The sequence below is a fragment of the Streptomyces sp. NPDC054961 genome, from assembly GCF_053609145.1.
This window is the reverse complement of the sequence record NZ_JBSGWY010000065.1, coordinates 23691-28616: the sequence shown is the minus strand read 5'-3', so window position 1 is coordinate 28616 and position 4926 is coordinate 23691. Positions and strand designations below refer to the sequence as shown.

Annotated in this window: 6 protein-coding genes and 1 pseudogene; 3 read left to right on the top strand and 4 right to left on the bottom strand. The window is 68.0% G+C overall.

Annotation, left to right across the window (positions count from 1 at the left end):
- The first annotated feature begins 598 nt into the window (after positions 1 to 598).
- Positions 599 to 1240, top strand: a complete 642-nt coding sequence (locus ACWF9Z_RS34550) for a tectonin domain-containing protein (RefSeq protein ID WP_453609271.1) — start codon at positions 599 to 601, stop codon at positions 1238 to 1240.
- A gap of 56 nt (positions 1241 to 1296) precedes the next feature.
- On the opposite strand, the pseudogene ACWF9Z_RS34545 reads toward ACWF9Z_RS34550, so the two are convergent.
- Positions 1297 to 1404: pseudogene (locus ACWF9Z_RS34545) on the bottom strand (site-specific integrase); the annotation flags it as partial.
- A gap of 79 nt (positions 1405 to 1483) precedes the next feature.
- Here ACWF9Z_RS34545 and ACWF9Z_RS34540 point away from each other — a divergent pair.
- Both ACWF9Z_RS34540 and ACWF9Z_RS34535 read left to right on the top strand, forming a co-directional pair.
- Positions 1484 to 1891, top strand: a complete 408-nt coding sequence (locus ACWF9Z_RS34540) for a profilin (protein ID WP_453609268.1) — start codon at positions 1484 to 1486, stop codon at positions 1889 to 1891.
- Between the two features lie 694 nt (positions 1892 to 2585).
- Positions 2586 to 2924: a hypothetical protein gene (locus tag ACWF9Z_RS34535; RefSeq protein WP_453609266.1), complete on the top strand. Its 339-nt coding sequence runs from the start codon at positions 2586 to 2588 to the stop codon at positions 2922 to 2924.
- Positions 2925 to 3260: 336 nt separating this feature from the next.
- On the opposite strand, the gene ACWF9Z_RS34530 is transcribed toward ACWF9Z_RS34535, so the two are convergent.
- The 3 genes from ACWF9Z_RS34530 to ACWF9Z_RS34520 form a co-directional block, all read right to left on the bottom strand.
- Positions 3261 to 3656 carry a hypothetical protein gene (locus tag ACWF9Z_RS34530; RefSeq protein WP_453609263.1) on the bottom strand — a complete coding sequence of 132 codons (396 nt, stop codon included), beginning with the start codon at positions 3654 to 3656 and terminating at the stop codon, positions 3261 to 3263.
- A gap of 217 nt (positions 3657 to 3873) precedes the next feature.
- Entirely contained in the window at positions 3874 to 4215 is a 342-nt protein-coding gene (locus tag ACWF9Z_RS34525; RefSeq protein ID WP_453609261.1) for a hypothetical protein, read from the bottom strand.
- Positions 4216 to 4324: 109 nt separating this feature from the next.
- Complete coding sequence (locus tag ACWF9Z_RS34520) at positions 4325 to 4720, bottom strand: hypothetical protein (RefSeq protein WP_453609258.1); 396 nt, start codon at positions 4718 to 4720, stop codon at positions 4325 to 4327.
- Between the last annotated feature and the right edge of the window lie 206 nt (positions 4721 to 4926).

Here is a 4926-nt window from a genome sequence, read left to right as displayed (position 1 = left end):
GGTGAAGGACGAGGACGGCCTTCACCACGCCTCAACCTGAGGTTGGAAAAGGCTCAATGTGCCGCACCTTTTCGCAGGTGAGGCCGACGCACCCGAGTAGAATCGGCTCACGCGACCTCCCGCCCCGGTACATGCGCCGACACTGTGCCGGGGCGGAGTCATGCCTCCAGCTGTTTTACCTGATCAGGCGGGCGATGCGTCTGGCCCCGTAAGCAGATGCCGACGAGAGCATGGAGAGGGAGAGGACGGTAACGGTTGCCCGGGAGGGCCAGATCGCTTCCGCCCGCGCAGCAGCCAGCCGCACAGGTCGGGTCGGACGTCGATCCCTCGTGGGTGGGACAGCGGTTTCGGCCGAAGGCCCCCGGGCCGCGCACCTCCCCGTCCCCTAAGCCGCAGGGCCGCCGGGATCAAAACACTAGTTTACAGACGTATTTGGTATTGCTTCAATAATCAACCCGTTTGGTCGAATCGTCTGCCCGCCAAGGATGTGGGTGCAAGCACTGGTGCGAAAGAAAGCGAGTTCGACATGGCGGACTGGGTGAAGGTCGCAGGGGCTCTCACGGCGATCTCGGCGGGGTCCAGGACGACGGTGTGGGGGGTGAACGGGGCCAGCGCCATCTTCCGGTACACCAACTACGACGCCAATCCCTGGCTCAACATCCCGGGGGGCCTGAGCGACATCGGCGCGGCCGCCGACGGCACGACCTGGGGCGTCAACGGCGGCAATCAGATCTACCGGTACGTCGGCGACAGCGACGGCGCGAACCCCTGGAAGGGCATCACCGGCAGCCTCGTCCGCATCGACGCGGGCTCGCGGACGAACGTGTGGGGCGTGGACTCCGCCGGCGCCATCCACCGGTACACCAACCACGACGCCAACCCGTGGATCAAGATCCCCGGGGCGCTCAGCGACATCGGCGCGGCCGCCGACGGCACCGTGTGGGGCGTCAACGGCGGCAACCAGGTCTTCCGCTACACCGGCGACCAGGACAGCGCGAACCCGTGGAAGAGCGTCAACGGCAGCCTCAAGCGCATCGCGGTCGGCTCCCGGACCAACGTGTGGGGCGTCGACCCCGGCGGCAGCATCTACAAGTACACCAACAACGACGCCAGCGGCGGCAATCCGTGGGTCAAGATCCCCGGCACGGCCATCGACATCGCCGCCGGCGCCGACGGCACCGTGTGGCACATCAACAGTGGCGCCGAGATCTACCGGTACACCGGCGACCAGCCGAGCTGACCCATGCCCCCGCCATCTGAACGCCCCACGAGTTGATTGGCCCGCTCGCACCTGGCTCAGCGTCGGCTGTCACCGGGTGCGAGCAGGCTGGTCACCTCAGCAATCACATCCGGGGAGGGGGTGAAGTACCGGCGGACGTTCTCCGGCTTGCGGCGCACTCCTTTAGGTCATTTCAGGCAAAGTTGCACTCCCGGCTGCCCGCCGCGTGTGACGATCGCCCGCCGCGTACCGTCCGGTACGCGCGTGAGCCAGGAGGTACACGGCATGGCGGAGTGGCAGAAGTACGTGGACGTCAATCTGGTGGGTTCCGGGAAGGTCTCCAGGGCAGCCATCCTCGGGCTGGATGGCGGGGTCTGGGCCGCCACCCCGGGGTACACGCTCTCTGCTGAAGGGCAGAAGGCTGTCATCGAGGGGTTCAAGGACCTGTCACGGGTCCAGGCAAGCGGGCTCAAGCTCGCCGGCCAGAAGTTCTTCTGCGTCAGGACGACCGCCGATCGGTCCATCTACCTCAAGAAGCAGGCTGATGGGGCCACCGTGGTCAAGACGAAGCAGGCCGTCATCGTCGCCGAGTACGCGGCCCCCATCCAAGGGCCTGAAAGCATCGCTCTTGTCGAGGGCTTTGCCGATTACGTGATCAGCTGCGGATCTTGACCGTCGGCTGGGCTCCGCTCGGGAATCACGATCGGCGCCACAGGCCCAAGGATGCGGCGCTGGCCGCCGCACCGGCAGGCATGGTGCCTCTCAGCGGATCGTCACCCAGGGGCAGTTGTGGGGACGAGTCACCTGTCCGGGGGACCTGGGGGCCATGCGGTCCGAGCAGGCCGCAGCGACCGGTCAGCCACGCCGTCCGGGTCCGGGCCCAGCATTTCCAAGAACGGCTCCGGGTACAGGGTCAGGGCCGGGGCGCAGAACTGGTCGTGAACCATCATAAAGATCAGCAGTCGTGGTGGGAGCCTGCGCCGACGCGGCATACGCGGGAAGACACAGCGCACCGAAGGCCAGGACGGCGGAAGCCGCCACCCGGGAAACCTTGATCATCTTTTCAATCCTTGCTCGTAGCGACGGAACACGCCCAGCACCCTTCGCCACACGGCGACCGGCGCCGGACCAGTCGCCTCCCCAACTCCCCCAAGCCCCTCCTGGTGACGCCCCGCCCCACAGAAGACAGACCCTGTGCACCGGTGGCCCAGCCGGCCGGGTCGGCCTGTGCTGCATGCCCCGCACATTGATCTTTGCGCCAACGTCGATTCCCAGCCGATCCGCATGGAGTCGTGGATCGGTATCTCGGCGTCCTGACACGCTGCGATCAGGGCAGCACAGTGCTGGCCAGGAGGAGAACCGAGCCATGGCAGACGAGCAAGTCATCACCGAAGCAACCGGCCTGGGCGCCATCCCGTCGGGCGAGAGCCAGTCCGCGGGGATCCAGCAGATCCCCGCGCAGATCAACCTGCGCGAGGCACCCGCCGCCGCCGATACCCGGAACATCCTCCTCAAGGCCATCGGTAGCGAGGCCCAGTACGTCGCGGACAAGTTCCCCGGCCAGGCAGCCGCAGCCTTGGAGCAGCTCGCCCACGCCTACGCCCTGGTAGCCGGTTCGGCCACCGTGATGGCTGCCCCTGCTGTGAGCATCGGGAAGCGGGACATCGGGCAGCAGGGCTTCGATGCCTACCAGGACTATTCGTAAGCATCGATGATGCGTGCCTGAATCCTGACCCGGACGCGCTACCAGGACAGGGACCCGCGGGATCTCTCAGCGGTGGCACCGCCTAGAGGCGAGTTTGGTGCGCGCGAGTCCGGTGTGCGCGAGTTCTTGCCCTCTCGCGCGGACCTGGCCACGGTCCGCGCGATGCGGGACGCGCTAAGCAGCCGATAGCGCACGCCCCCGGTACGTCAGGGGCCGCTGTGAACGGCTCGACCGGGCACAGCCGGCCCCGCTCGCCGAGCCGGGGATCGACTGCGCGCCGCGAAAGCGCCCCGCCCCACAGCCGCTGCCGGGCGGGGTTGGACCCGGCCGGGGGGCCTACTTGCCCAGGCTGATGGGCTTGCAGTCGGGGGTGGCGCAGACGAGCTCGTTCTGGTCGTCGGGAAGCCACCGGCTCGCGATCCGCCTCGGGGCAGGGCGTGCCTCGTACTCGGCCAGGATGTTCCCGGATCCGTCCACGACGGTGATCAGGGACGGGACGATCGTGCCGCCGGTGAGGACAAGCGTGGGCACCAACCCCCGGTAGCGGACGCTGAACAAGCCCACGTCCTCGGCCTTGACATCGGCCGGCGCGACCACGGTCAGGCCGCTGTCGGCCTCCGGGTGAATCTCGGTCACCGTGATCGAACCCAGAGCGGGGGCCGCGGGGCCGTCCCCGGAGCTGGGGATCGCGCCGAGGTCGGTGATCTCAGGGCTGGGCGTAGCGTCGGACATGGTCTCTCCTCACAGGACGGCACACTGCCGTCCCGGTCAGAGCGTTCCACCGAAGATCACCACCGGGCAGGCACTCCTGTGGGAACGGCCGGAACCCGGCGATGGCGCAAACACCACGCCCGGGCTTCGCCGATGAGGCCGATCAGGTGTGCAGGCGGCTGTTGGGGCCGTCCTGGTCGCCGGCGCTCTCGTCGTTGAACCAGTAGTCACCGGCCGTTCAGCCGATCTCCCTGGCGATTGAAATGCCGTCCTTCGTGATGGCCGGGCTGCCGAACGACGGTTCAAGGATGACGTTGCGGCTTCGGTCCATGATCACCGGACTGCCGCGGTCGGCAACGGCCAGGGGGCCGGACACCACCAGCGCGAATGCGCGGGCAAGGGCTTCGAGTCCTTCGGATGCCTGGCCTGCTCGCTGGTCGGCGAGGAAGACGGCTTCGCGGCCGATGGCCTCGACCAGCCGTTCGCGGGCCACAGTGATGGTGGGTGACTCGGTCCCGGTGTTCTGCGAGGAGATCGACCCCAGGTCGGTCACCTCGGGCGCTGCTTCGTTCTCAGACATGTGTGTGCCCTTCTGGGGCGGTACGGAGCCGACCTGTGTTGATCTCTCATGAAGCGCTGTGTACGTGCTCGCCCCGGGTCGATGCCGGCCGGGGGCCCGGCCGGTGGGCCTACTTGGTCCAGCTGATGGGCTTGCAGTCGGGGGTGGCGCAGACGAGATCGTTCTGGTCCACGGGAACCCCCCGGCTCGCGATCCGCTTCGGAGCAGGGCGTGCCTCATACTCACCCAGAATGTTCCCGGACCCGTCCACGACGGTGATCAGGGACGGGACGATCGTGCCGCCGGTGAGGACAAGCGTGGGCACCAACCCCTTGTAGCGGACGCTGAACATGCCCACGTCCTCCGCCTTCACGTCGGCCGGCTCGACCACGGTCAGCCCGCTGCCAGCCTCCGGGTGGATCTCGGTCACGGGGATCGAGCCCGGAGCGGGCACGGTGGGGCCGTCACCGGAACCGGGGATCGCGCCCAGGTCGGTGATCTCGGGACTGGGCGTGGCGTCGGACATGGTCTTCTCCTCACAGGACGGCACCCTGCCTTCCTGGTCAGAGCGTTCCACCGAAGATCACCACGGGGCAGCAACTCCTGGGGGAACGGCCGGAACCCGACGATGGCGCGAACACCCTGCCTGTGTCGGGCCCGCGCCCGGAGAACGTGCCACCCGGCTTCCCGGCCGCAGGGCGGGCGCTGGCCGGCACGGACCGTGCCGGCCAC

What these genes read in the sequence shown, in the direction of transcription:
- ACWF9Z_RS34535 (WP_453609266.1), top strand. Translation starts at nt 2,586, where the DNA reads ATGGCAGACGAGCAAGTCATCACCGAAGCAACCGGCCTGGGCGCCATC.
- ACWF9Z_RS34530 (WP_453609263.1), bottom strand. Translation starts at nt 3,656, where the DNA reads ATGTCCGACGCTACGCCCAGCCCTGAGATCACCGACCTCGGCGCGATC.
- ACWF9Z_RS34525 (WP_453609261.1), bottom strand. Translation starts at nt 4,215, where the DNA reads ATGTCTGAGAACGAAGCAGCGCCCGAGGTGACCGACCTGGGGTCGATC.
- ACWF9Z_RS34520 (WP_453609258.1), bottom strand. Translation starts at nt 4,720, where the DNA reads ATGTCCGACGCCACGCCCAGTCCCGAGATCACCGACCTGGGCGCGATC.